The organism is Vibrio profundi (assembly GCF_043642225.1).
GTDB lineage: Bacteria > Pseudomonadota > Gammaproteobacteria > Enterobacterales > Vibrionaceae > Vibrio > Vibrio profundi_A.
The window spans coordinates 139191-163163 of sequence record NZ_JBHZSF010000005.1 but is presented as its reverse complement, the minus strand read 5'-3'; the positions used below and the strand labels follow the sequence as shown (position 1 = coordinate 163163).

Annotated in this window: 23 protein-coding genes and 1 other RNA gene; 7 read left to right on the top strand and 17 right to left on the bottom strand. The window is 44.6% G+C overall.

Going from position 1 to position 23973, the window contains the following annotated elements; all coding sequences use genetic code 11:
• From mraY to rsmI, 8 genes are all read right to left on the bottom strand, one after another.
• Complete coding sequence (gene mraY, locus ACHUFI_RS10515; protein WP_394248883.1) at window positions 1-1083, bottom strand: phospho-N-acetylmuramoyl-pentapeptide-transferase; 1083 nt, start codon at window positions 1081-1083, stop codon at window positions 1-3.
• Window positions 1080-2441 (bottom strand): UDP-N-acetylmuramoyl-tripeptide--D-alanyl-D-alanine ligase, encoded by a 1362-nt coding sequence (murF, locus tag ACHUFI_RS10510; RefSeq protein WP_394248881.1) that lies wholly within the window; start codon window positions 2439-2441, stop codon window positions 1080-1082. Before murF ends, mraY begins: the two co-directional genes overlap by 4 nt.
• A complete protein-coding gene (gene murE / locus ACHUFI_RS10505; RefSeq protein WP_394248879.1) occupies window positions 2441-3925 on the bottom strand; it encodes a UDP-N-acetylmuramoyl-L-alanyl-D-glutamate--2,6-diaminopimelate ligase in 1485 nt (494 codons plus the stop codon). Before murE ends, murF begins: the two co-directional genes overlap by 1 nt.
• Window positions 3926-3943: 18 nt before the next feature.
• Entirely contained in the window at window positions 3944-5680 is a 1737-nt protein-coding gene (locus ACHUFI_RS10500) for a penicillin-binding transpeptidase domain-containing protein (protein ID WP_394248877.1), read from the bottom strand.
• On the bottom strand, window positions 5677-5991 hold the full coding sequence (gene ftsL, locus ACHUFI_RS10495; protein WP_394248875.1) for a cell division protein FtsL: 315 nt from the start codon (window positions 5989-5991) through the stop codon (window positions 5677-5679). The genes ACHUFI_RS10500 and ftsL overlap by 4 nt, the downstream gene beginning before the upstream one ends.
• Before the next feature lie 8 nt (window positions 5992-5999).
• Window positions 6000-6950, bottom strand: a complete 951-nt coding sequence (gene rsmH / locus ACHUFI_RS10490) for a 16S rRNA (cytosine(1402)-N(4))-methyltransferase RsmH (protein WP_137358359.1) — start codon at window positions 6948-6950, stop codon at window positions 6000-6002.
• Window positions 6951-7155: 205 nt separating this feature from the next.
• Window positions 7156-7547, bottom strand: an RNA gene (gene rnpB, locus ACHUFI_RS10485) — RNase P RNA component class A.
• Between the two features lie 97 nt (window positions 7548-7644).
• Window positions 7645-8508, bottom strand: coding sequence for a 16S rRNA (cytidine(1402)-2'-O)-methyltransferase (gene rsmI, locus ACHUFI_RS10480; RefSeq protein WP_394248873.1), 864 nt, complete (start codon window positions 8506-8508; stop codon window positions 7645-7647).
• A 62-nt stretch (window positions 8509-8570) separates the two neighbouring features.
• Here rsmI and ACHUFI_RS10475 point away from each other — a divergent pair, with 62 nt between their 5' ends.
• From ACHUFI_RS10475 to ACHUFI_RS10460, 4 genes are read left to right on the top strand one after another with little or no spacing between them, the layout of a single operon-like run.
• Entirely contained in the window at window positions 8571-10382 is a 1812-nt protein-coding gene (locus ACHUFI_RS10475) for a penicillin-binding protein activator (RefSeq protein ID WP_394248871.1), read from the top strand.
• Window positions 10369-10737: a YraN family protein gene (locus ACHUFI_RS10470; protein ID WP_394248869.1), complete on the top strand. Its 369-nt coding sequence runs from the start codon at window positions 10369-10371 to the stop codon at window positions 10735-10737. Before ACHUFI_RS10475 ends, ACHUFI_RS10470 begins: the two co-directional genes overlap by 14 nt.
• Window positions 10738-10740: 3 nt before the next feature.
• Window positions 10741-11331, top strand: coding sequence for a phosphoheptose isomerase (locus tag ACHUFI_RS10465; protein WP_004729817.1), 591 nt, complete (start codon window positions 10741-10743; stop codon window positions 11329-11331).
• A 10-nt stretch (window positions 11332-11341) separates the two neighbouring features.
• Window positions 11342-11920, top strand: coding sequence for a BON domain-containing protein (locus tag ACHUFI_RS10460; protein WP_394248867.1), 579 nt, complete (start codon window positions 11342-11344; stop codon window positions 11918-11920).
• A gap of 64 nt (window positions 11921-11984) precedes the next feature.
• Here the strand turns inward: ACHUFI_RS10460 and sspB are convergent, their stop codons facing one another.
• The 8 genes from sspB to zapE form a co-directional block, all read right to left on the bottom strand.
• Window positions 11985-12488 carry a ClpXP protease specificity-enhancing factor gene (gene sspB / locus ACHUFI_RS10455; RefSeq protein ID WP_394248865.1) on the bottom strand — a complete coding sequence of 168 codons (504 nt, stop codon included), beginning with the start codon at window positions 12486-12488 and terminating at the stop codon, window positions 11985-11987.
• A 4-nt stretch (window positions 12489-12492) separates the two neighbouring features.
• Window positions 12493-13128 (bottom strand): stringent starvation protein SspA, encoded by a 636-nt coding sequence (gene sspA / locus ACHUFI_RS10450; protein WP_137358365.1) that lies wholly within the window; start codon window positions 13126-13128, stop codon window positions 12493-12495.
• 97 nt (window positions 13129-13225) lie between these two features.
• On the bottom strand, window positions 13226-13963 hold the full coding sequence (locus ACHUFI_RS10445; protein WP_394248863.1) for a cytochrome c1: 738 nt from the start codon (window positions 13961-13963) through the stop codon (window positions 13226-13228).
• Window positions 13960-15225, bottom strand: coding sequence for a cytochrome b (locus ACHUFI_RS10440; RefSeq protein ID WP_394248861.1), 1266 nt, complete (start codon window positions 15223-15225; stop codon window positions 13960-13962). Before ACHUFI_RS10440 ends, ACHUFI_RS10445 begins: the two co-directional genes overlap by 4 nt.
• Window positions 15225-15815: a ubiquinol-cytochrome c reductase iron-sulfur subunit gene (petA, locus tag ACHUFI_RS10435; protein ID WP_137358368.1), complete on the bottom strand. Its 591-nt coding sequence runs from the start codon at window positions 15813-15815 to the stop codon at window positions 15225-15227. Before petA ends, ACHUFI_RS10440 begins: the two co-directional genes overlap by 1 nt.
• Before the next feature lie 331 nt (window positions 15816-16146).
• Window positions 16147-16539, bottom strand: coding sequence for a 30S ribosomal protein S9 (rpsI, locus tag ACHUFI_RS10430; protein WP_004740758.1), 393 nt, complete (start codon window positions 16537-16539; stop codon window positions 16147-16149).
• Between the two features lie 15 nt (window positions 16540-16554).
• The gene (gene rplM / locus ACHUFI_RS10425; RefSeq protein WP_394248858.1) at window positions 16555-16983 is read right to left on the bottom strand and encodes a 50S ribosomal protein L13; all 429 of its coding nucleotides are present in this window, start codon (window positions 16981-16983) and stop codon (window positions 16555-16557) included.
• A 245-nt stretch (window positions 16984-17228) separates the two neighbouring features.
• Window positions 17229-18332, bottom strand: coding sequence for a cell division protein ZapE (gene zapE / locus ACHUFI_RS10420; protein WP_394248856.1), 1104 nt, complete (start codon window positions 18330-18332; stop codon window positions 17229-17231).
• A 152-nt stretch (window positions 18333-18484) separates the two neighbouring features.
• Between zapE and zapG the strand changes: the two genes are divergently transcribed.
• The 3 genes from zapG to degS all read left to right on the top strand — a co-directional run bounded on the left by zapG (window position 18485) and on the right by degS (window position 21642).
• Window positions 18485-18931: a Z-ring associated protein ZapG gene (gene zapG / locus ACHUFI_RS10415; protein WP_394248854.1), complete on the top strand. Its 447-nt coding sequence runs from the start codon at window positions 18485-18487 to the stop codon at window positions 18929-18931.
• Between the two features lie 122 nt (window positions 18932-19053).
• Window positions 19054-20409, top strand: coding sequence for a DegQ family serine endoprotease (locus ACHUFI_RS10410; protein WP_394249064.1), 1356 nt, complete (start codon window positions 19054-19056; stop codon window positions 20407-20409).
• Window positions 20410-20580: 171 nt separating this feature from the next.
• Window positions 20581-21642 (top strand): outer membrane-stress sensor serine endopeptidase DegS, encoded by a 1062-nt coding sequence (degS, locus tag ACHUFI_RS10405; protein WP_394248852.1) that lies wholly within the window; start codon window positions 20581-20583, stop codon window positions 21640-21642.
• A gap of 61 nt (window positions 21643-21703) precedes the next feature.
• On the opposite strand, the gene parC is transcribed toward degS, so the two are convergent.
• The gene (gene parC / locus ACHUFI_RS10400) at window positions 21704-23971 is read right to left on the bottom strand and encodes a DNA topoisomerase IV subunit A (protein WP_394248850.1); all 2268 of its coding nucleotides are present in this window, start codon (window positions 23969-23971) and stop codon (window positions 21704-21706) included.
• Window positions 23972-23973: the final 2 nt, after the last annotated feature.

Below are 23973 nucleotides of genomic sequence, written 5' to 3'. Positions count from 1 at the left end.
TTAGCGTACTTTTAGAGTCGCTAAACCAACCAGTACCAATACAATAGAAATAATCCAGAAACGAACGATAACACGTGGCTCAGGCCAGCCTTTTAGTTCGTAATGGTGATGAATTGGAGCCATACGGAAAATCCGCTGACCTCTCAATTTATACGACCCTACCTGCAGAATTACCGACAACGTTTCCATTACGAATACGCCGCCCATAATCACTAATACCAACTCTTGTCGTACTAGTACTGCGATAGTACCAAGTGCACCGCCTAACGCCAGAGAACCCACATCACCCATGAACACTTGAGCTGGGTATGTGTTAAACCATAGGAAACCTAACCCTGCTCCAACCATCGCGGTACACACGACAACTAATTCTGATGTATACGGGATATATGGAATATGAAGGTAGGCGGCAAAATTCACGTTGCCCGTTGCCCAAGCGATCACAGCAAAACCAGCAGCCACAAGTACCGTTGGCATGATCGCGAGTCCATCTAACCCATCTGTTAGGTTAACGGCATTACTCGTACCTACGATCACAAAATACGTCAGTAAAATATAAAGCAAGCCAAGCTGCGGCATGATGTCTTTGAAAAATGGCACGACTAACTGAGTAGCGGCGGTATCTTTGCCGTGCGCATATAGTGCGAATGCAACAACAAAAGCGATCGTCGACTGCCAAAAGTACTTCCAACGTGCGATCAAACCATCTGTATTTTTACGAACGACTTTGCGGTAGTCGTCGACAAAACCAACGGCGCCGTAACCCAGAAGGACCGTCAGGACGGCCCATACATAAGGGTTTGAGAGGTCAGCCCATAGCAAAACAGTTATCACGATTGATGCCAAGATCATTACACCGCCCATTGTCGGCGTGCCACGTTTACTGAAGTGAGATTCTGGACCGTCGTTACGAACGACTTGACCAATTTGCAGCATTTGTAAGCGTGCAATCAGTTTAGGCCCCATCCATAAAGAAAGGCCAAGTGCTGTGATGATGCTTAAGATCGCTCGAAACGATAGGTATTCGAAAAGACGAAAGAAAGAAAAATATGGCTGTAGTAATTCAGCAAGCCAAATAATCATGAAAGGTTCTCCTTTAAAGCAGCCGCAATTTTACTCATGCCTGCACTATTTGCCCCTTTAACCAATAAGGTATGGGTAGCGTTCTTATGCAGAGATAAATTCTGCTCTATATGTTCAATCATCGCTTGATGAGAAGAGAAGTGAATACCATTGCACACTTCGCTGATCACCTTGCAGTCCTCACCATAGGTAAGAACGTGTTCAAATTTAAATGGGGCAGCATGTTCACCGACTTGGCGGTGAAGTGCAAGACTTTCATCGCCCAATTCCGCCATGTTACCGAGAATTAACCAGCGCTGACCAACGAACTCAGAAAGCAAGTCTGCCGCAGCTTTCATCGCAGGAACACTCGCGTTATAGCTGTCATCGATCAGTTTTACGGTTTCTGTAAGTTGTAATGCTTCAACTCGGCCTTTTACTTTCATCAAATTTGATAAACCAACCCTCACCTCTTCTAGTGAAGCGCCAAATTGAGTGGCAAGAGCGGTCGCAGCTAACGCATTCGCCACATTGTGTTTACCAATAATACCGAGTTGGATGGCTTGAGAACCCATTGGGCTTACCAACTCAAAGCTCGCCTCTCCAGCAGTGTTCACTGACACGTTATTCGCGTAGAAATCGGCAGAGCTGTCAGTCACGGAAAATGAAAGCACTCGCTTATCACTTAATACAGAATCCCAAAAATCACCACCATTGCTGTCTAGATTAATGATTGCGACGTCACCGGCTTTTAAGCCTTGAAAAATCTCGCCTTTAGCCTGCTTTACGCCATCCATCGAGCCAAAGCCTTCTAGATGAGCCGCTGCTACATTATTCACTAAAGCAACCTGGGGCTGAACCAACTCTGTGGTATAGGCAATTTCCCCCACATGGTTAGCACCGAGTTCAATCACCGCGTAGTTATGCTCAGGCATACTTCGTAGCAAAGTGAGAGGGGCACCAATATCATTATTAAAGTTACCTGCGGTGAACAAAACTTCACCTTTTCTCATCAAAATGCTTGCCACCATCTCTTTAACCGTGGTTTTGCCACAGCTGCCTGTAATTGCCATCGTTGGGATCTGGCACTGTTGGTGCACCCACGAACCTAGCAGGCCCAGTGCAGCTTTTGTGTCTTCAACAACCAATTGTGCAATACTTAAATCCAGCTCTCGCTCAACAAGTAGCGCGCTTGCACCCGATTCTACGGCTTGTTCGCAAAAATCATGAGCATCAAAGCGCTCACCGACAAGTGCAATAAACAACGCACCGGCTTCAACAGTTCGAGTATCGGTAGAAACAGATTGAACCGTGACGTCGCTTCCCACTAAACGGGCATTGAGTATTTTTGAAACTTGCTCAAGTGTAAAATCTATCATTATTTAATACCCAATAATTCGCATGCCGATTCGCGGTCAGAATAGTGCACTACCCCGTCTTTCAACACTTGATAGTCTTCATGCCCTTTCCCGGCTAGCAGAATGATGTCGTTAGCTGAGGCGTTCTCTAAAGCGAATTTTGTGGCTAAGAAACGATCGTGTTCGACCTCTGCTTTTTGAGGCAATTTGAGGCCAGCCAACATATCTTGAACAATCAATTGTGCATCTTCACTTCTTGGATTGTCATCAGACAAAATAATGCGGTCCGCAAACTTTTCCGCAATCGAGGCCATCATTGGGCGCTTGCCTTTATCTCGGTCACCACCACATCCAAAGATCGCCCATAACTTCCCAGAGCAATGGACACGAAGCGCTGACAACGCTTTCTCTAACGCGTCTGGCGTATGTGCATAATCCACCACGATTTTCGCTTTAGTTGGCTGCTGAAAAAGCTCCATGCGCCCGATAACAGGTTGTAACGAAGATGCCGTTTCAATTAATAGCTTTTTGTCTATCCCTTGAGTCAGGAGCGTAGCAAAAGCCAGCATGACGTTAGACGCATTAAACTCACCAATTAGTGGCGCATGCAATACTCCTTCTCCCCAAGAGCCATCGAAATCAATGGTAATGCCCGTTTCAGCATAGCGAACATTCGATGCCCACAGGGAAGTGTCGAAGTTGGGTTGACCTTTTAAGGAAACCGCAACTGCATTAGAAATCTTAGGCATCCAGCTTAACCCGACACTATCATCAATATTGATCACGGAAGCTTTACAGCGGTGCTCAGTAAACAAGGTCAACTTAGCCTGAGCGTATTCTTCCATCGTACCGTGATAGTCCAAGTGATCTCGGCTCAAATTAGTAAATACGCCGACTTCAAAATCTAAGCTTTTGACTCGGCCTTGAACCAAACCATGGGATGAAATTTCCATTGCTGTGTAGTGAGCTTTCTGAGCTGACAATTCACTTAATGTTCTTTGAATTTCAATCGCACTTCCTGTGGTGTTAGCTGCGGGTTTTAGCTCGTCTAAAAAGCCATTGCCAGTCGTGCCCATCACGGCAGAGCGAGCCTTAACTAAATCTAACCACTGGACAATAAGCTGAGTAATCGTTGTTTTGCCATTAGTTCCCGTAACACCTATTAGCTTCATATCTTGAAACGTATAAAGCTGACTGGCTAATAGGGAAAGTTCGGTATTGAGCTGTCGAATATATACGACTGGTACTTCACCTTTAAACTCGACAAAACCATGCGTTTTATCTTCACAAGACTGAGCGATAACCGCACTAGCGCCCTGTTCAATAGCTTTTGAAATGAACTGTCGGCCATCAATGGCATGCCCAATGACAGCTACAAAGACATCACCTCGATTCACCTTTCTGCTATCAAGCTCTAAGTGAGTTACTTGAATACTCTCAAAGGTCGGCTGTTGAAAGCTTCCCCAAGGTAAAAGCAGAGTTGATAGAGAAATCCTATTGCTCATATACGTTCCTAATAAGCATTAATTCTGAAATTGGTTTTCATCAGGCGCAACATTCATGATCTGAAGCGCGCCTTTCATAATTTCCGAGAAAACAGGCGCGGCGACAGAACCACCGTAATATTGATCGCCCTGCGGTTCATTAATCATCACAACCAAAGAAACACGAGGGTCACTCACAGGGGCGATTCCTGCAGTATAGGCAAAGTACTCGTCTCCATAGCCACCTGAAATCGCTTTTCGTGATGTACCCGTTTTAGCCGCGACGCGATAACCTGGGACTGCCGCCTTGGTTGCGGTACCTCCAGGTTGGGTTACACCTTCAAGCATTTCGAGTACTTGTTTAGCGTGTTCTCTGTCTACAACTTGTCTTGATAGCTCTTGTTGGTTGCTATCAATAATATGGATAGGTTGATACTCACCTAAGTTACCTAAGGTGGCATAGGCGTGCGCCAGTTGAATCGGTGTTATAGATAGACCGTAACCAAAAGCTAACGTGGCAATTTCAAATTTCGACCAACGACGTCGACTTGGGAAAATACCGGAAGTCTCACCCACCAAATTCAAGCCAGATTCTTGCCCTAAGCCCACTGAGCTATACATACCTAATAACGCTTCAAGGGGCATATCTAACGCAAGTTTGGTCACACCAATATTACTTGATTTCTTCAAGATGGTGGCAAGGTCTGCTTTGCCGACTTTAGAGGTATCACGTACTCGACTTCCGCCAATACGCATAATGCCATTGCCTGTATCAATCACGGTATCTTTCGTCGCAGTCCCGTTTTCCAGCGCAGCAAGCACGACGAAAGGCTTAACTGTAGAGCCCGGCTCAAAAGCATCGGTGATCACACGGTTACGCATTTTAAAGCTTTGCAGGTCTGAGCGGTTATTCGGGTTGTAAGAAGGGGCATTCACCATCGCAAGAACAGCACCGGTTCTCACATCCAGTAGAATTGCGGATCCTGAAGTGGCACGATGATCAGCCACTGCTTGTTTGATTGCTCGGTAAGCGATCGCTTGTAAACGCTGATCAATGGTTAGCTCGAGTGGCTTGCCTTGTTCACGCTCTTCAAGAGAAATGTTTTCAACAACGCGCCCATAGCGATCTTTTCGAATGGTACGTTTCCCCGCCTCGCCAGTCAGCCATTTATCATAGCTACGCTCAACACCTTCAAGGCCATGCCCATCAATTCCTGTCACACCAATTAAGTGGGCACTAACTTCACCCGCAGGGTAATAACGGCGAGATTCAGCTTTCAACCCCACTCCCGCAAGCTTAAGCTCACGAATGTATTTAGCCATAGCAGGGCTAACTTGACGTTGTAGGTAAATGAAACGACGAGATTTATTCGCAGAGATCTTCTTAATCAAGTTTTGGCGATCAAGCCCTAGGACGTCAGCAAGGGCATACCAACGATCTTTGTCACTTAAACCTTCATTATCGAAGATTGTTTTTGGATCTGCCCAAACAGCTTCAACGGGAACACTCACCGCTAAAGGCTCACCATTTCGATCGGAAATGATGCCACGAGCCGATGGAAGAGCTTTCACCCGGACAGAGCGTAGGTCACCCTGACGAATCAAATTATCAGGTTCGATGACTTGAATATAAGCAACACGGCCAACCAAGGTGGCAAAGGCGAGAAAAACAAAAAGCAGAATAACGTGAAAGCGCCAACGAATCAGAATTGGCCCAGTATCCTTATCTTCACTGGAGCGAGACTTCGCTCGAACCTTATCCTTTTTGCCTATCATTTCAATGAGATCACTACTTCTTTATCGGAATCAGGCCGCTTCATTTCAAGCTCTTTTTTAGCCATAAATTGAACTCGACTGTGCTCCGAAAGTGCCGTTTCTTCCAACATTAAATTTCGCCACTCGTTATCAAGCTGCTCACGCTCTACTAACGCAGAATCTTTTTGAGTGATCGCTTGGCGAGACATATGAGTGGTCAGCACGACTCCCATCGCACTTGCAAAAATGCAAATAAGCAGCATCAGTGGAACTTTGCCCACTGAAAACAGATCCACAATAATGATCTTGGCGAGGTTAGGCTTTCGGCTCATAAAGCGCTTTAGAGTTTCTCAGCGATACGCAGTACCGAACTACGAGAGCGAGTGTTGTCGTCTACTTCATTCTTAGACGGCTTAATCGCTTTACCAACAGGTTTAAGATCGGCGCTGCCTAACGCTTTAATTTGTTCTTCAGTTAAAGGGATACCGTGAGGGACTTGAGGGCCTTGGCTTTCTTTACGAATAAATCGCTTCACCATGCGATCTTCTAACGAGTGGAAGCTGATCACAGATAAGCGCCCCTCAGGAGCTAAAATGCTCGCAGCACCTTTTAACGCGGTATCAATTTCTTCTAACTCACTATTGATGTAAATACGAAATGCTTGGAACGCACGAGTCGCCGGGTGCTTTTTCTCTTTGAAGCTTTTCGGTGCGACATCAGAGATGAGCTTAGCAAGTTGACCAGTTCGAGTGAGTGGCTCATTTTCTTCGTTTTCACGGTAAGCAACGATGCCTTTGGCAATACGTCGAGCATGTTTGTCTTCACCAAACTCTCGAATCACCCAAGTAATATCATCCAAATCAGCTTCAGCTAACCACTGCGAAACCGGCATGCCAGATGTTGGATCCATACGCATGTCTAACGGACCATCTTTCATGAAGCTGAAACCACGTTCAGCATCATCCAACTGTGGGGAAGACACACCAAGATCAAGCAATACGCCATCAACTTGACCAACCAAGTCATAACGCTCAGCGTATTCCGCCATGCCAGAAAATGGGCCGTGGATAATAGTAAAACGTGGGTCATCAATCTTTTGAGCTTCAGCAATGGCTTGCGGATCACGGTCAATACTGAAAAGACGACCATTTTCACCCAACTTAGATAAAATTGTACGACTATGCCCACCTCGGCCAAAAGTGCCATCAATGTAGGTGCCATCAGGTTTGATCGCGAGTCCATCAATGGATTCGTTAAGCAACACTGAAATATGTTTGAATGCTTCTGTCATAGTCTTCTCGGTGAGTGAATTAAGCCGTTAAACGGCAATGGTTTTATTTCGATAACGTTTTAGTGTACTGATTTCGAACTTTATCTCCACTCTTTGCGTACAACTTCTAGTGATTTTGCGCCAGTTTAATGGATATAAAATTGTTAACGTCAATATAAAGCAAAAAACCCATCACTACTTATTAGTAATGATGGGTTCTTTAAATGGGTGGAGTTGACACATACGCCGGGTTCTGTTCCGCTTGCGCGGCGGTAACCATTCGTCTAGGCCTGCAATCGCTCACAGGCTCAAGCAATCTACCCGCCCCCAAACACGAGCAATGCTATGTGAGGGCCTATTTGATCTTGCTCCGGGTGGAGTTTACCTTGCTACGGACTGTTGCCAGCCGCACGGTGCGCTCTTACCGCACCCTTTCACCCTTACCTGTGCTTCTTCCGAAGAAATGAAGCCATCGGCGGTTTTCTCTCTGCTGCACTTGTCGTGGGCTCGCGCCCCCCAGACGTTATCTGGCACCCTGCTCTATGGAGCCCGGACGTTCCTCCCCTCCATCAGTCTCCCTAAGGACATCAATGAAGCAGCGATTACCCGTTCAACTCCGAGGGCGGATTGTATAGATAAAGCCAAGAAGTGTCTAGTCAAGTCACACTATATGCTCACTTAGCAACCAAAGAAAAACTCTTAAGCAATGTTAGCTTTACTCTAAGTGTTCCAAGCCCCATTTATACAGAGCATTTTTCTTAAGGTTGTATATCTCAGCAGCCATAGCTGCGGCTTTCTTCAACGGCAGCTCTTTCGTCAAAATACTTAACGTTCGAGTAGCTTCATCAGGTAAATCCGATGACGCTTCTTCACGGTGGCCATGAATCAACAACACCATCTCCCCGCGCTTGCGGTTAGTATCTTCTTCAATCCACTCGATCAACTCACCTAACGGTAACCCTTGAATGGTTTCGAAAGTCTTGGTTAACTCTCTCGCCAATACCACTTCTCGGTCTGGGCCTAAGATCTCTAGCATATCTTGAAGAGAGTCTGAAATGCGGTGGGGAGATTCATAGAAAATACAGGTGCGCTCAGCTTTTGCAATTTCTAGGAATTTATCTTTACGACCTTTACTCTTTGGCGGTAAAAAACCCTCAAAGCTGAAACGATCCGACGGAAGGCCAGAGGCACTCAGTGCGGTGATCACAGCACACGCACCAGGTAATGGCACAACTCTAACGCCAGCTTGACGACATTGAGAAACTAAGTGGTACCCTGGGTCACTAATTAAAGGGGTTCCCGCATCTGAAACTAATGCGATAGACTGGCCTTCTAATAATCTTTCGACTAATACTTGCGCTTTGGTTTGCTCGTTGTGATCATGTAGAGCAAACGTTCTGGTTGAAATATTGAAGTGAGCAAGCAGTTTGCCCGTGTGACGAGTATCCTCGGCAGCAATAACATCAACATTTGATAACACCTCGATGGCTCTTTGAGTGATATCTCCCAAATTTCCGATTGGGGTTGGCACAATGTAGAGAGTTGGGCTCTCTGTGAGCAAGGTTTTGTTGTCTGTCATTTGTTTACCATCACTTCAACGATTAATATAGATACAAATTTATACGGAATAATAAAGAACTCATGGCAATGATGAACCATAAGAGACTCAGTGTACCACGCTTATTAACTCCAATTGCATTAGCAATTACATTGGCGGCTTGTTCTTCTAAGCCTGAAACACCTGTAAGCGTCGATATCACACTCGATCCAACACAAACTACGCAAAGCTACATGATGCGTGCCGACAGCTCGGAAGGCAGCCTTCAAAATGATTGGCTGATCATGGCACTTAAAGCTTCTGTGCAATCTGGTAATACCGACCAAGCCTCTTTATTAATAAAGCGTCTTGCTAAACAATCATTGTCTGAAGTTCAGCAAGCAGAATGGCAGCTATCCCGTGCACAGCTGTTGTTCAACAACAATCAAGCTAAAGAAGCGTATAAACAGCTGAATTTCCAAGCATGGTGGCAACTGCCGCAAGAGCAATGGAAAGATTACCACAGCCTGCGCTCTGATATTCTTGAGGTGCTTAGCGATTACTTTGCTGCGAGCCGTGAACTAGTTTTATTGAGCGACTACGCTCAAAGTGACGTTCAAGAACGTATTGCGGAACGAATCTGGCAAAATCTATATACTTATTCTCAGTATGAAATCACTTCTCTAGTCACGACGAAGAACGAAGAAACCCTCGACGGCTGGTTGCAATTAGCGATTTACATGAAAGCGCTTGATAGTAACTTACCGCAACTCAAAAACACGTTAGAGCATTGGTTTGCAGAGAACCCTACTCACCCTGCAGCAACGTACACACCGCTGGCGATAACGGATATTTTAAACCTAGATATCAGCAAGCCTACAAGCACAGCATTACTACTACCGTTAACAGGAAAATTTGCTAAACAAGCTCAATTAGTTCGTGACGGTTTTATTTTTGCCATGATGAACGATGACGAGCGTGAACAAGATGCGACTCTCACTGTTTTAGACACGAATACTCAAAGTGCTGAAGAGATCAAAGCTCGCATTATTTCCGACAAGGTGGATTTTATTGTTGGCCCTCTGGTTAAAAGCAACATAGAAAAGCTTCAACAAGCTCAAGCGCTCAGCGAGAATCCGATCCCAGCATTGGCATTAAACATTCCAAGCTCAGTTAACCCTGACTCCAGCATGTGTTACCTCACACTATCTCCAGAGCAAGAAGTCGCACAAGCCGCAAAACACTTATTCAGCAAAGGTTACAAGTACCCATTGATCATTGCGCCAAAAGGTCGCTTAGGTATTAGAGTGCAGGACGCATTTGAAGCTGAATGGCAGAAATACAGTAGTAATAAAGTCGCGACGAGCTTCTTTACTGATAAGCGTCAACTGCAGCGTAATGTCAATCAAGTCTTTGGTTTACAAGAAAGCCAGCAGCGCATCGCTCAAATGGATGCATTACTGAAACTTGATATTGAGACTGAGCCTCGTAGCCGTCGAGATATTGATTCAGTTTACATCGTTGCTAAGAATTCAGAGCTAACGCTGATCAAGCCGTTTATTGAGGTTGCTGTAAACCCTGACGCCAAACAACCAGAGCTATTCTCAAACTCGCGTAGTCACAGTGGTGATAAACAATATGAAGATCTAACCGGTGTTATCTACAGCGATATTCCACTATTGATTGAAGAGAACACCAGCCTAAAAGAACAGTTACAATCACTTTGGCCAAATAACTCCAATACAGAAAAACGCCTTCAAGCACTTGGTATGGATGCGTATTACTTAATGGAGGCGCTTCCACAAATGAAAGCCGTCGATGGTCATAGTATTCATGGAAAAACCGGCATACTCACCATTGACGATAACTGTGTAGTGCAGCGCCAAATTAGTTGGTCTGAGCATGGCGCTATTTAGCCGTCGTAAAATTGGTAACCACTACGAAGAACTGGCGAACAAATACCTTGTTCGCCAAGGTTTCTCCCTGATAGAACAAAATTTCTCAGCCAAATGTGGCGAGATTGATCTTATAATGCGTGACCAAAACACGATTGTGTTTATCGAAGTAAAATACCGTAAACACACAAGCTACGGTCATGCAGCCGAAATGGTAACCTCAAGCAAAATACTTAAGCTTATTAAAACTGCAAATGTTTGGTTACTTAAACAAGGGCTATCAGCCCATTCAACAGATTTTCGATTCGATGTTATCGCGATTGAACAAAATGGCGATAACATCGAATGGATAAAAAATGCGATAACTCAAGGATAAGCGATGCTAGATAGCATTAAAGAAAGTTTTACAGAAAGTATCCAAATTCAAATAGCCGCAGCAGAAGCACTGCCGGACGCGATCACTCATGCAGCGCAAGCGATGGTAGCGACTTTACTTAATGGCAATAAAATTCTCTGCTGTGGTAACGGTGGTTCAGCCTCCAATGCCCAACAATTTGTCTCGTGCTTACTAAATCGCTTCGAAACTGAACGTCCGAGCTTACCAGCGATGGCGCTTACTGCAGACAACACCACCCTCACAGCTGTTGCTAATGACTACCATTACGAAGAGATTTTTTCGAAACAGGTTCGCGCATTTGGTCAAACCGGCGATATTTTACTGGCTATCTCGACCAGCGGTAACAGTAAAAATATCATTAAAGCCATGGAAGCAGCCGTAACTCGAGATATGACCATTATCGCTTTTACAGGCAAAGATGGTGGTGAAATGGCGGGGCTCCTTGGAGAGCACGATGTCGAAATTCGCATTCCATCACACCGCACTGCACGCATACATGAAGTTCATATGGTCACGCTACATTGCCTATGTGACTTAATTGATCAAGTGCTCTTCCCTGCTCACGAAGAATAAAGGTATTTCAATGAAACTAGTCAAACTATTCAGCATCGCGTTACTCACTGCAAGCTTGTCTGGCTGTGCTGGTTTATTCATTGCAGGCGCAGCCACGACAGCAAACCTAGTCACAGATACTCGTAGTACACAAGAAATTTGGAACGACAATAATATTGAATTTGAAGTAGCCGCTTTAGGTAACAAAGCTCCTTACCGAGGGAACGTACGAATTACCGCTAGTTCCTACAAAGGAACCGTAGTCTTGATGGGGCAAGCAACCACAGTTCAAGAAAGACGCTCATTCGAAAGTAAGGCTCGTGAGGTTGCTGGTGTTACCGAAATCCATAACCAAATACGAGTTCAACCTCCGCTTTCCGTTAGTGAAATCAGTAAAGATAGTTGGATTACTACCAAGGTAAAGTCAGCGCTACTGGCGAAATCAGAACTAAACGGAATCAAAGTAAAGGTCATCACGGAGAACAGCGAAGTCTTCTTATTAGGTTTAGTCACCCAAGAGCAAGCTGAAATCGCAACTGACGTCGCACGGAATATTTCTGGCGTGAAGCAGGTAATTAGGGCGTTCCAATATGGCTTACCTGAAGCATAAGCTATTAACTTTAGGCAACGAAAAGCTATAGATACAAAAAAGCAGCGTTAATACGCTGCTTTTTTTATTTAATCACTCTGAGGCTCGGCTTACCTTTCGGTCTTTTCGGCTCAGGTTCTGAATTAGTTTCGACCTTATCTGATGATTCAATTTCAGACGTAGATGCCACACTCAAAGAGGATACAGGCTGCTGAGTTTCAAGTGGCACTTCTTCAATGCCCTCTTCCAACGCAGTCATGTAAGCATCTTCTGGCTCAAACATGGTTCCAGCGCCATTTTCACGCGCATAAATCGCTTGAACGGCATAAAGTGGAACAATGACTGAGTGAGGTCGACCACCAAAACGAGCACTGAATGTAATCGCTTCGTTGCCTAACTCAAGCTGACCAACCGCTCTAGGCGCGACATTCAAGATAATCTGACCATCTTGAATGAACTCTTCCGGAACTCGAACTCCAGGTAAAGTCGCTTCAACCACTAAGTGCGGAGTTAACTCATTGTCGACCAGCCAATCATAAAATGCTCGTAGCATATATGGTCGGCGTGGTGTCATATTTTCGATATCCATAAGCTTAGCGAGTTAAACGCATCTCACGTTCAGCTTCAGTTAATGAAGCTAAGAACGAATCACGTTCAAATACGCGGTTCATGTAGATTTTCAGTTCTTTTGAACCTGGGCCAATCAATTCGATACCAAGCTCTGGCAAACGCCATAGTAACGGAGCTAAGTAACAATCGATCAGGCTAAATTCTTCGCTCATGAAGTATTCGTATTCAGCAAAGATAGGAGCAAGAGTTAGAAGGTCATTACGTAGCTTAATACGCGCAGCCTCTGACTCTTCAGCATTACCTTTTACGATTTTCTCAGCAACTGAATACCAGTTACGCTCAATACGATACATCATTAGACGGCTGTTACCACGAGCTACAGGGTAGACAGGCATCAAAGGTGGATGAGGAAAACGCTCATCTAAATACTCCATGATGATCTTTGAGTCGTATAACGCTAACTCACGATCAACTAGAGTTGGTACTGACTTGTAAGGGTTCAGTTCTACAAGTTCTGCCGGCAAGTTTGCTTCGTCGACTAATTCAACTTCTACACTTACGCCTTTCTCAGCTAGTACAATACGAACCTGATGGCTATACATATCAGAAGCACTTGAGAAAAGAGTCATCACAGAACGTTTATTGGCAGCTACAGCCATGGAGCCCTCCAGTACACTTAAAATAAAAAACAATGGAGGCTAAGCCTCCATTGTACATTCAACAAAATTTAGTAATTAGCACAGTATGGTAGCACAATTAATGCACATCACGCCAATACTCTTTCTTCAGCAGAACTACGATGATGGTGAAGATAACTAGGAAGCCCATTACCCACCAACCTAGAGCATGACGCTCGAGTTGTACTGGGTCACCTGAATAAACAAGGAAGTTTACTAGGTCACGAACCGAGTCATCGTATTCACTTGAACTTAGCTCACCAGAACCATCTGTTTCAGTACCAACAACTACTGTTACTTCTTCACCGTCTACCACGTGTGTGTCGTAGATTGGTGTCGGGATACCTTGAAGTTCTTCAAGAACATGAGGCATACCAACGCTTGGGAAGACAATATTGTTCACGCCAAATGGACGAGATGGGTCTTCGTAGAAAGAACGAAGGTAAGTGTACAGCCAATCTGCACCGCGAACACGAGCAACCAATGTTAGATCAGGTGGTGGAGCACCAAACCAGTTAGCCGCTTGCTTCGCAGGCATAGCGTTAACCATCAGGTTACCGATTTTTGCTTCTGGATCAAAAATCAGGTTTTCCTTCATTAGATCCACTGGGATCTCTAAGTCCGTTGCTACTCGCTCATAACGCTGATATTGCGTTGAGTGACACGCAAAACAGTAGTTCATGAATAACTTAGCACCATTTTGCAATGAAGCCTTGTCAGACAAGTCATTGTTCGCTTTATCCAACGGTACGTTTGCACCCGCTGCCATTGCTAGAGATGGCAACATAGCAAATAAAATTACAATCCACTTTTTCATTTGAACGTCACCCTTTCTGGTAATGGTTTCGTTGCTTCATTCTTACTGTAGAACCACAGTAGTACAAAGAACATGAAGTAACCTAAGCTAAAGATTTGAGCTAGAAGCGTATAAGTTGGTGTTGCTGGAAGCGCACCAAGAATACCAAGCGCAATAAAGCTTATTGTGAATTGGATGATGTTAATCAGGTGAAGCTTACTACGGTAACGGTAAGAGCGTACTTTACAACGGTCGAACCATGGCAGTAAGAATAGCACTACGATAGAAGCGCCCATTGCTACGACACCTAGAAGCTTGTCCGGAACTGCACGAAGGATCGCGTAGAACGGTGTGAAGTACCATACAGGAGCAATATGCTCAGGAGTCTTCAGCGGGTTTGCAGCTTCAAAGTTAGGCGGCTCAAGGAAGTATCCACCCATTTCAGGGTTAAAGAACAACACGTAACAGAAGAAGAATAAGAAACCTGCCACACCAACCATATCTTTCACCGTACCGTAAGGGTGGAAAGGAATTGAGTCGATGATGTCGTACTTCTTGGTGTAATCTTTATGGAATGGGAACTGAGTTTTGTAATCGTCGCCCATTGTGCCTTTAGGAAGCTTAGTCTCGATACCGTCTGGGTTGTTCGAGCCCACTTCATGCAGTGCTAGTACGTGAAGTACGATAAGCAGAAGAAGTACGATTGGTAGCGCGATAACGTGCAGTGCGAAGAAACGGTTTAGCGTTGCACCAGAGATGATGTAGTCACCACGGATCCAAAGCGTTAGATCATCACCGATAACAGGAATCGCACCAAACAGTGAAATGATTACCTGAGCACCCCAGTAAGACATTTGTCCCCATGGAAGTAGGTAACCCATGAACGCTTCAGCCATCAACACAAGGAAGATAAGCATACCGAAGATCCACAGTAATTCACGAGGCTTCTGGTAAGAACCATAAATTAAACCACGGAACATGTGCAGATACACAACCACGAAGAACGCTGATGCGCCAGTCGAGTGCATGTAACGTAATAACCAACCGTATTCCACATCACGCATGATGTATTCAACAGAAGCAAACGCACCTTCGCCAGACGGTACGTAGTTCATTGTTAACCAGATACCCGTTAGGATTTGGTTAACCAAAACAAGCATTGCTAAAGAACCAAAAAGGTACCAAAAGTTAAAGTTCTTAGGCATCGGGTATTCGGATAAGTGCTTTTTGTAAGCATTCATCGCAGGTATACGTTTTTCTACCCAATCAAGTAGTCCTTGCATTATGCATCTCCCTCGTCAATACCGATAAGGATCTTAGTGTCACTCAAATACATATGCTTAGGCACAACTAGGTTCAGAGGAGCGGGAACGCCCTGGAACACTCGGCCAGCCATATCAAACTTAGAGCCATGACACGGACAGAAGAAGCCAGATTTAACACCTTGAACTTGTTCTGCAAAAGAATCAGGTAGGTAAGTTGGAGAACAACCTAGGTGAGTACAGAAACCAACAGCAACAAAGAATTCTGGCTTGATTGAGCGGAATTCATTTTGAGCGTACTCAGGTTGTTGCTCTGCTTCTGATTGTGGATCACGTAATTGACCGCCAATTGATTTTAGGTTTTCAAGTACCGACTCAGCACGGCGTACAACCCATACAGGTTTACCTTGCCACTCGACACGAACCATTTGACCGGCTTCCAGTTTACTGACTTCCACTTCAACCGGCGCACCTGCAGCTTTCGCTTTGGCACTCGGATTCCATGATTTAATAAAAGGCACGGCGACAGCGGCTGCTCCCAAACCACCAACAACAGCTGTTGTTGCGGTTAAGAAACGCCTGCGACCGTTATTTAAAGGCGCGTTGCTCATCCAAACATTCTCCCATTTGCTCCTTTTGGATTGTTATTATTCCGCTTATAGAGCATGGCTAACAAAATACGAATTTAGTTCTATTTATTGACGAGAAATGATAAATAAAACCCTACTTTTTGACAAGATAAAGCTACCTTTTTGTAACAATCATGAGGTAAATCGCACGCGGGGTCACAAAAGAAGTCAAATAATAAGAAAGAGAAAGTAAATGTAAGGAATTTAGGGGATTGTCTGGGGAGTAAAAAAACAAAAAGCCCGGCATATAGCCGAGCTTTGAACCACAATTCCAGTAATAAAACTGGGAGCGTGTATTTTCCGTAAAGGAAAATTAACGCTTAGAGAATTGAGGTTTACGACGTGCTTTACGTAGACCAACTTTCTTACGTTCAACGCAACGAGCGTCACGAGTAACGTAGCCAGCTGCACGTAGAGCAGGACGTAGAGTTTCATCGTACTCCATAAGAGCGCGAGTGATACCGTGGCGGATTGCGCCAGCTTGACCAGAAATACCACCACCAGAAACAGTGATGTAAAGGTCAAGTTTCTCAGTTAGTTCAACTAGCTCAAGAGGTTGCTTAACAACCATGCGAGAAGTTGGACGACCGAAGTAAACATCAAGGCTACGCTTGTTGATTACGATCTCACCAGAGCCTGGTTTGATGAAAACACGAGCTGCTGAGCTTTTGCGACGACCAGTGCCGTAGTATTGATTCTCTGCCATTTTCATAATCCCCGATTAGATGTCTAGTACTGTTGGTTGTTGAGCAACATGGTTGTGCTCAGCACCAGCGTAAACTTTTAGCTTACGGTACATAGCACGGCCTAGAGGACCACGTGGTAACATACCTTTAACAGCTAGTTCAAGAGCCATCTCTGGCTTCTTGTCGATCAGCTTTTCAAAAGTGATAGACTTAAGACCACCTGGGAACTCAGAGTGACGGTAGTAAACCTTACCCTTAGCTTTGTTACCAGTAACAGTTACTTTCTCAGCGTTAACAACGATGATGTAATCACCAGTGTCTACGTGTGGAGTGTATTCTGCTTTGTGCTTACCGCGTAGGCGAGAAGCGATTTCACTTGCTAGACGACCAAGAGTTTTACCTTCAGCGTCTACAACGTACCAGTCGCGTTTTACAGTTTCTGGTTTAGCAACGAAAGTTTTCATGCTAATAATTACCTATTAAAAAAATTTACACTTAAGGAATATCAAGTATTCCCACTGTCTAAGAGCCCCATTCATCACCCCTTCGAGTGTTGGACAACTCTTGGCATAACGTGATTTAACTCATCGTTAGAGGCCCGCAGTAACGGTAGGTCGCAGGATTATAGAGAAGAGCGAAGAAAAAATCACCTCTTTTTGAACAAAATCACGATTTTTTTATTCTCTTTTCTCAGCTTGCCAACAAATTCTTATCCAAGGTGTTCTTTCGCCAAATAATCATGGCTTTGCATTTCGATTAATCGAGACTGACAGCGCTTAAATTCAAACTCTAGCTGCCCTTGTGTATAAAGGGATTCAAGTGCAACTTCAGCGGAAATAATGAGTTTCACGTTTCTTTCATAGAATTCATCGACTAACGCGATAAAACGCCTCGCTGCATCATCGAGAGTTGCGCTCATTTGCATGACATCCGCTAATAAAACCGTGTGGTAGATTTTAGAGAGCTCAATGTAATCATTTTGGCTACGCGCGGACTGACAAAGCTGCTCAAACGTTGCATGGAGAACGCCTTCACTTGCTTCTACAACATCAATCTGACGATGATTAATCTCAACTTGCTTCTGTATTACCTTATCTTCCCCAACTAACTGCCGGTAATAAGTTTCCAAGTTTATATTGGCCTGAACATCCAACGGAAAATGATAAATTTCAGCTTGTTCAAGCGTTCTAAGGCGGTAATCCACACCACTATCGACATTCAGAATATGGCAGTTGTCTTGAATGAGCTTAATAGCAGGTAAAAAACGTGCGCGCTGTAAGCCATTACGATACAAATCAGCCGGAGGAATATTGGATGTCGCAACCAACACAACATGCCTTGCAAAAAGCTCTTCAAATAACGTACCTAAGATCATTGCATCAGTAATGTCGGAAACAAAGAACTCATCAAAACAGATAATATTGGTTTCTTGCTTTAGTTTGTCTGCAACCAAAGGGAGTGGGTCACTGACATTCCCTAATGCTTTCAATTCATCATGTACCCTGTACATAAAGCGATGGAAGTGAACCCGCATCTTTTTATCGGTTGGCAATGCTTCAAAAAAAGTATCCATCAAATAGGTTTTACCCCGCCCTACTCCGCCCCAAAAATAGAGACCTTTTGGAGGGTGAGGTAAATCAGGCTTTTTACCCATTAATTTTTGAAGGCGACTAAGTTTAGGAACCGGAGCATCTAAATAGCTCTGAAATTGGTAAAAAAGTTCGTCTAGGCTTTTTACCGCTTGCTCTTGAGCAGGATCTCTCTGAAATCCATGAGTTTTTATATCGAGTTCGTATTTTTTTATAGGGTTCATAACGACAAATCCACGAAGGAGGCAATACTAAACTGCTAAGCAGCGCACACGCATTTTTCTTTATACGTTAGGTTACTCATAGTACCATGGAGTCGAAATACGTGTAACTAAGCAGTAACAAACATGTTAAAAAACAACTATAAGGAGCTGTTATGCCTTGGATGTATGCGATCATAGGTTTACTTGTCGGCGCTATTCTGGGAGTGGTTATCGCCCGTCTGACAAAGCCTGAATATAAGAATCAGAAATCAGTACAAAAAGAGCTAGACTCTGCAAAGTTTGCGCTTGAGCAACAAAGACAGGAGTTGGCTGACCATTTCGCGCAAACAGCGGAAATGTTAGATACGTTAGGAAAAGATTACACCAAGCTTTACCAACACATGGAAAAAACCTCAGCAGAGCTATTACCGAATCTTCCTGAGCAGGATAATCCATTTGTAAAAACGGCGGCCCTTCATGCCGAGCCTAAAGTCGATGATACGGTAGCACCAATCAATCACCCGCCAAAAGACTATGCAAAAGGTGCAACTGGGCTTTTTAATGAACAAGAAAAAGAAATCATTGAAGCACCTGAAGCGGTAACAGCAAAAGCGTCTTAACAATTTTTTGCTGAACTTTGAAAAGGTTTTTGAGTCATAACTTTCACTCAGGTCTATTGAACTCTCACATATCGCACTTATATATGTTGGAAAGAAGACCTTAAATCAGAGAGGAGTTTATGATGAAAAAACCTTTGCTTGCTTTATCGGTACTGACTTTAAGCTTAAGTTCACTCATCACACCAATACAAGCGACCGCGGCACTTCCCCTAAGTGTCAATGGTGAGCAGCTGCCAAGCTTAGCTCCAATGCTTGAACAAGTTACCCCTGCTGTTGTAAGCATTGCAGTAGAAGGCAAACAGGTTCAGCGCCAACGCATCCCTGAACAATTCCAGTTTTTCTTCGGCCCAGAACAAACCCGTGAACGCCCTTTTCGAGGTTTAGGTTCCGGTGTCATTATTGATGCAGATAAAGGGCACATAGTGACCAATTATCACGTTATCAACGGAGCAGACGAAATCAAGGTCAAACTTCACGATGGCCGAGAGTACGATGCCGAACTTATCGGTGGCGACGAAATGTCTGACATTGCTTTACTTAAACTAGAAAAAGCGAAGAACCTTACCCAAATCAAACTCGCGGATTCTGACAAACTTAGAGTCGGCGACTTCTCTGTTGCCATTGGCAACCCATTCGGCCTAGGACAAACCGTCACGTCAGGCATTGTATCGGCACTAGGACGAAGCGGACTAAACTTAGAAAACTTCGAAAACTTCATTCAAACCGACGCTGCCATTAATAGCGGTAACTCCGGGGGAGCACTGGTCAACCTCAACGGGGAATTGATTGGCATAAACACGGCAATTTTAGGCCCTAACGGCGGTAATGTCGGCATTGGTTTCGCGATCCCATCTAACATGATGAAAAACCTAACCGAGCAGATTTTAGACTTCGGAGAAGTAAAACGTGGCATGCTTGGTGTTCAAGGCGGTGAAATTACCTCTGAGCTTGCTGAAGCTCTGGGTTACGAATCCAGTAAAGGTGCATTCGTGAGCCAAGTATTACCTGATAGTGCTGCTGACAAAGCAGGCATTGAAGCTGGCGATATCATCACCTCTCTTAACGGTAAGCGGATTGATACGTTCAGTGAACTGCGCGCCAAAGTTGCCACCCTTGGTGCCGGGAAAGAGATAGAACTTGGGATTGTTCGTGATGGTAAAAGTAAATCATTTGATGTCACTCTCGGAGAATCAACCAACAAAAAAACTCAGGCAGAAAAACTACATGAAGGGTTAGCCGGAGCTGAGTTAACTAACACGACCGATAACGCCAAAGTTAAAGGGGTTAAAGTAACCAGTGTCGCCCAGGGCTCACCTGCAGAAGCGTATCAGTTAATGAAAGATGACATCATCATTGGCGTGAACCGTCAACGGGTGAAAAACCTAGCCCAGTTCAGGGATATATTGGAACAAAAACCAGACGTTTTAGCACTGAATGTTCAACGAGGTGACCGTACTATTTACCTAGTCGTTCGTTAAGTACAAACACGATAACACTAAGGGCGAGAGAACAAATAGACGACATTGCTCTATTTGCTTATTTCTCGCCCTTTTATTTAATCCAATCAAAGTGCTATTCTTCACAAGGCTTTCTACTTCTCACTCACAAACTTTACTGTAGACTCGCCAAACTTGCTGAAGAGGAAAATAATGCTGGGTTTCTTATTCCGTTCCATCGCTCTTGGGGTAGCTTCTGCTGCAATCATCCTCATAGCCTTTCCTAATCTCAGACCAGCAATCGTGCCACAAGTGATCGAAAGCCAAGTCAATAACATTGGTTCACTGCAAATTTCTTTTAATCAAGCTGTTCGCAAAGCTGCACCAGCCGTCGTAAATATTTATAGCCGTAAATACGTCGAGAGTGACCGAACTAAGTTATCCACTCAAGGGCTAGGCTCTGGTGTCATCGTCAGTGAAAAAGGCTATATCATTACCAACTACCATGTAGTGGCTCAAGCCGATCAAATTGTTGTCGCGTTGCAAGATGGAAGAATCGCGGCTGCCCAATTAGTTGGCACCGACAGAAGAACCGATATCGCGATTTTACGCGTAGAAGGGGATAGCTTGCCGGTTATTCCATTGAACCCTGATTACTCCGCGAATGTTGGGGATGTCGTCCTCGCTATTGGCAATCCTTATAACTTAGGGCAAACCACAACATTTGGTATTGTTTCGGCAACAGGCCGTTCATCGATCAGTGCCGATGGTCATCAAGCCTTTATACAGACAGATGCTGCGATTAATGAAGGTAACTCTGGTGGCGCCTTAGTGAATACGCAGGGGGAACTTGTAGGGATCAATACCGCCTCCTTTCAACAAGCAACAGATTTAGAAACCTACGGCATTTCTTTCGCTATTCCTTACCCACTGGCGAATAAGATAATGCAAAAAATTATTGCTGACGGCCGAGTCATTAGAGGCTATATCGGCATCGATGGACAAGACATCAACTCTGTTACTTCTCGTCTGTTAGGCAAACAAAACATTGGCGGGATTGTCGTATTGGGAATCGACCCGAATGGGCCAGCTGCGGACGCTGGCTTTGAGGTACAAGACATCATTTTGAGTATCGACAACCAAACCATTAATGGTCGTCAAAGTGTGATGGACATCGTCACTGATCTTCGCCCTGGCACAACAGTAGACGTCGGTGTTTTAAGGGACGGTAAAAACAAAACGCTTCAAGTCACCATCACTGAAGATATTCGCTAGGCCATTCTTTAATGTATAAAAAAACCAGCGTTAGCTGGTTTTTTTATTATCAGGTGACACTTTATTCAGAAGTTTCGTCAGTCGGCGCGTCAACATCTATTCTTGTGACACGCTGTAAACCTCTTGGCAACAAGCCACCACGACGACCGCGTTCACCTCTAAAGTTATCTAAATCTGCAGGCTTCAAGCCAAGCTTGCGCTTACCAGCATAAACCGTTAACGAGGCGTTCTCAGGCAGCGCCATCAAATGAGACACGAACTCTTCGCGCTCTTTCGCTTTTGCTGCTGGAATATTAATGATCTTGTTACCCTTACCTTTGCTCAATTGCGGCAGGTCTTTAATAGGGAACAACAACATGCGACCTTGATTAGTGATCGCCAGGATCTCATCGCTATCCAAATTACCAATCGTGCTAGGCAACAGAATTTCAGACGCTTGAGGCAAGTTAACTAGCGCTTTACCGCTCTTGTTTTTAGACAGTAAATCACTGCCTTTACACACAAAGCCATACCCCGCATCAGAGCCAACCAACCAAAGCTGTTCATCGTCACCCATGATCACTTGGCGAATCGAACTACCAACGCTGATATTCAAGCGACCTGTAATCGGCTCTCCTTGGCTACGAGCGGATGGCAAAGAGTGAGACTCAAGTGAGTAACTTCGCCCATCACTGCCAAGGAATACTGCTTGTTGGTTACTCTTACCGCGAGCGCTGGCTAAGTATTTATCGCCAGATTTGTAGTTCAAGCCTTCAGCATCGACTTCATGCCCTTTCGCATGACGAATCCAACCTTTTTCAGACAATACGACTGTGATTGGTTCACTTGGTACTAAATCACGTTCAGTCAGTGCTTTTGCTTCCGAACGAACCACTATCGGCGAACGACGACCATCACCGTACTTATCCGCATCCGCTTGGATTTCTTTCTTGATTAGCGTGTTTAAGCGACGCTCAGAACCAAGCAGCTTCTCTAGCTTCTCACGTTCTTTTTCTAGTTCATCCTGCTCACCGCGAATCTTCATTTCTTCCAATTTCGCTAAGTGACGAAGTTTGGTATCGAGAATCGCATCGGCCTGAATTTCTGTAATACCGAAACGCTCCATCAATACTGCTTTTGGATCGTCTTCGGTTCGAATAATCTCAATCACTTCATCTAGGTTTAGGTACGCAATAAGCAAACCTTCCAAGATATGTAAGCGAGCCAGAACTTTGTCTAAGCGGTGCTGCAAACGGCGGCGAACGGTCGTGCGTCGGAATTCAATCCACTCAGCAAGAATTTGGACTAAGCCTTTCACTTGAGGGCGGTTATCTAAACCAATCATGTTCAAGTTAACGCGGAAGTTCTTTTCCAAGTCCGTCGATGCAAACAGATGGTTCATCAATTGATCACAATCGATACGATTTGAGCGAGGCACAATGACGATTCGAGTCGGGTTTTCATGATCCGATTCATCACGTAAATCATCAACCATTGGCAGCTTCTTCGCGCGCATTTGGTTAGCAATTTGCTCTAGAAGTTTTGCGCCTGACACTTGATGTGGCAAAGCGGTAATAACAATATCGCTGCTTTCTTTGTGCCATACCGCACGCATCTTGATGCTACCTTTACCCGTTCGGTAGATTTTCTCTATGTCCGATTTAGGAGAAATAATCTCTGCTTCAGTCGGGTAATCAGGACCTTGCACATGTTCCATCACATCTGGTAATTCAGACTTAGGATTATCAATCAAGTGGATAGCCGCGTTTGCGACTTCACGTACGTTGTGTGGTGGGATGTCTGTCGCCATACCAACCGCAATACCAGTGATACCATTCAGCAGGATGTGAGGCAGACGAGCTGGCAACATTTGAGGCTCTTTCATCGTGCCATCAAAGTTAGGCTGCCATTCAACGGTGCCTTGACCTAATTCACCAAGTAGCACTTCCGCGAATTTAGAAAGCTTAGCTTCGGTATAACGCATCGCTGCAAATGATTTCGGGTCATCCGGAGCACCCCAGTTACCTTGACCATCGACTAACGGGTAGCGGTAAGAAAACGGTTGAGCCATCAATACCATAGCTTCATAACACGCTGAATCACCGTGCGGGTGGTACTTACCTAGTACATCACCAACGGTACGCGCAGATTTCTTATATTTAGACGCCGCGGATAAACCCAGTTCAGACATCGCATAAATAATGCGACGTTGTACCGGTTTAAGACCGTCACCAATATAAGGCAATGCACGATCCATGATTACGTACATTGAGTAATTTAAGTAGGCATCTTCGGTGAACTTGCGCATTGGCAATTGTTCAACGCCATCAAATGTAATTTCGTTAGACATCA

Coding starts and splice junctions, on each gene's coding strand:
- mraY (WP_394248883.1), bottom strand. CDS start 1,083: ATGATTATTTGGCTTGCTGAATTACTACAGCCATATTTTTCTTTCTTT.
- murF (WP_394248881.1), bottom strand. CDS start 2,441: ATGATAGATTTTACACTTGAGCAAGTTTCAAAAATACTCAATGCCCGT.
- murE (WP_394248879.1), bottom strand. CDS start 3,925: ATGAGCAATAGGATTTCTCTATCAACTCTGCTTTTACCTTGGGGAAGC.
- ACHUFI_RS10500 (WP_394248877.1), bottom strand. CDS start 5,680: ATGATAGGCAAAAAGGATAAGGTTCGAGCGAAGTCTCGCTCCAGTGAA.
- ftsL (WP_394248875.1), bottom strand. CDS start 5,991: ATGAGCCGAAAGCCTAACCTCGCCAAGATCATTATTGTGGATCTGTTT.
- rsmH (WP_137358359.1), bottom strand. CDS start 6,950: ATGACAGAAGCATTCAAACATATTTCAGTGTTGCTTAACGAATCCATT.
- rsmI (WP_394248873.1), bottom strand. CDS start 8,508: ATGACAGACAACAAAACCTTGCTCACAGAGAGCCCAACTCTCTACATT.
- ACHUFI_RS10475 (WP_394248871.1), top strand. CDS start 8,571: ATGGCAATGATGAACCATAAGAGACTCAGTGTACCACGCTTATTAACT.
- ACHUFI_RS10470 (WP_394248869.1), top strand. CDS start 10,369: ATGGCGCTATTTAGCCGTCGTAAAATTGGTAACCACTACGAAGAACTG.
- ACHUFI_RS10465 (WP_004729817.1), top strand. CDS start 10,741: ATGCTAGATAGCATTAAAGAAAGTTTTACAGAAAGTATCCAAATTCAA.
- ACHUFI_RS10460 (WP_394248867.1), top strand. CDS start 11,342: ATGAAACTAGTCAAACTATTCAGCATCGCGTTACTCACTGCAAGCTTG.
- sspB (WP_394248865.1), bottom strand. CDS start 12,488: ATGGATATCGAAAATATGACACCACGCCGACCATATATGCTACGAGCA.
- sspA (WP_137358365.1), bottom strand. CDS start 13,128: ATGGCTGTAGCTGCCAATAAACGTTCTGTGATGACTCTTTTCTCAAGT.
- ACHUFI_RS10445 (WP_394248863.1), bottom strand. CDS start 13,963: ATGAAAAAGTGGATTGTAATTTTATTTGCTATGTTGCCATCTCTAGCA.
- ACHUFI_RS10440 (WP_394248861.1), bottom strand. CDS start 15,225: ATGCAAGGACTACTTGATTGGGTAGAAAAACGTATACCTGCGATGAAT.
- petA (WP_137358368.1), bottom strand. CDS start 15,815: ATGAGCAACGCGCCTTTAAATAACGGTCGCAGGCGTTTCTTAACCGCA.
- rpsI (WP_004740758.1), bottom strand. CDS start 16,539: ATGGCAGAGAATCAATACTACGGCACTGGTCGTCGCAAAAGCTCAGCA.
- rplM (WP_394248858.1), bottom strand. CDS start 16,983: ATGAAAACTTTCGTTGCTAAACCAGAAACTGTAAAACGCGACTGGTAC.
- zapE (WP_394248856.1), bottom strand. CDS start 18,332: ATGAACCCTATAAAAAAATACGAACTCGATATAAAAACTCATGGATTT.
- zapG (WP_394248854.1), top strand. CDS start 18,485: ATGCCTTGGATGTATGCGATCATAGGTTTACTTGTCGGCGCTATTCTG.
- ACHUFI_RS10410 (WP_394249064.1), top strand. CDS start 19,054: ATGAAAAAACCTTTGCTTGCTTTATCGGTACTGACTTTAAGCTTAAGT.
- degS (WP_394248852.1), top strand. CDS start 20,581: ATGCTGGGTTTCTTATTCCGTTCCATCGCTCTTGGGGTAGCTTCTGCT.
- parC (WP_394248850.1), bottom strand. CDS start 23,971: ATGTCTAACGAAATTACATTTGATGGCGTTGAACAATTGCCAATGCGC.